The sequence below is a fragment of the Mesotoga sp. HF07.pep.5.2.highcov genome, from assembly GCF_003666285.1.
GTDB lineage: Bacteria > Thermotogota > Thermotogae > Petrotogales > Kosmotogaceae > Mesotoga > Mesotoga prima.
Map to the genome: position 1 here is coordinate 1 of NZ_JFHJ01000512.1, position 1,186 is coordinate 1,186.

Consider the following 1,186-nt stretch of genomic DNA (forward strand, 5'->3'; position numbering starts at 1 on the left):
AGGTGTTATTCTGGAACGAGAGACCTCCTAAAATTCTCCCTTCTCTTTAAAGAAACCTTGAACAACGCGTGGGCCGCGATACCCATTAGCTGGTACTCTCAGCTCGATGGGAGATCAGATCGTGAACTTCTGGAGGCAATAAGAGACAACCAGGCCGCAATCGCCTGGAATGGTGGAAAGGGAATCCCGGTTGAGATAAACGAGGCCCATCAGTGGGCGCTCAGATACTGCCACGCTGCGGTAGAGGTTGCTACTGCCTATCTTGCAGCGATGGCTGCTAAGCGACTCGGTGTGCAGGTCTACGTGGCTCAGTACATGTTCAACACGCCCCCGGGGATTTCACCTAAGATGGATTTGGCGAAGGCGCTGGCGAAGAAGGAACTTATAGAGTCTCTTGAGGATGAAAGCTTCGCCGTTGTCACGATGGTAAGACCCGGGCTCATGTCGCTTCCTGCAGACCCAGATATGGCGAGGGGCCAGCTTGTTTCATCTGTCTACACTGCCATGAATATTGACCCGGACATAGTTCACGTAGTTGCATTTTGCGAGGCGACGAGAAGAGCAACCGACGTCGAAATCATCGAAAGTGTAAAGATAGCCAAACAGGCGATAAATGAAGCGATCAAGGGACTTCCTGACTTCAGGCAGGACAAGGAGATTCATGAACACAAAGAGTATCTGAAGAGTGAATGTAAAGTAATAATTGAGGCTATTGAAAAAATAAAGACCGGTGAGCTCACCTCGCCGGAGACAATATACACGGCCGTAAAGACGGGAATTCTCGATGCGCCTGGCCTCAGCAAAATGTCGGTCGCAAAAGGCGCCGTCAGGACCGCGATAGTCGACGGCCAGTCCTGTGCGGTCGACGAGGAAGGAAAGAAGATAGACGAAAGGGAGAGACTATCACTTTAAGCCAGTCTGCTAACTTAGGCCAGTAAAGTTTCGCCTGGCCAGTCTTGCCTTCGGCGAGGCCAGTTCCGACTACTTCGGGCATCAGAGAACATCAATCGAGAAGGAGCATAGTCGCGAATAGGGGACTGACGAGTTCTTAACGTCCGTCCCCGTCTAATCCCATAATCAGACGCAAGGCGCCGAAAAGTATCGGCGGTCGCAATGCCGGCGAAGAACATGCCGGGACGCAAGGCTGGGCAAGAACGGCCCAGGTCGCAATGCTGCCTTCGGCAGG

1 pseudogene is annotated in these 1,186 nt (G+C 52.4%); it reads left to right on the top strand.

Going from position 1 to position 1,186, the window contains the following annotated elements:
* Window positions 1–912: pseudogene (locus BG32_RS10855) on the top strand (methionine synthase); the annotation flags it as partial.
* Window positions 913–1,186 lie beyond the last annotated feature (274 nt).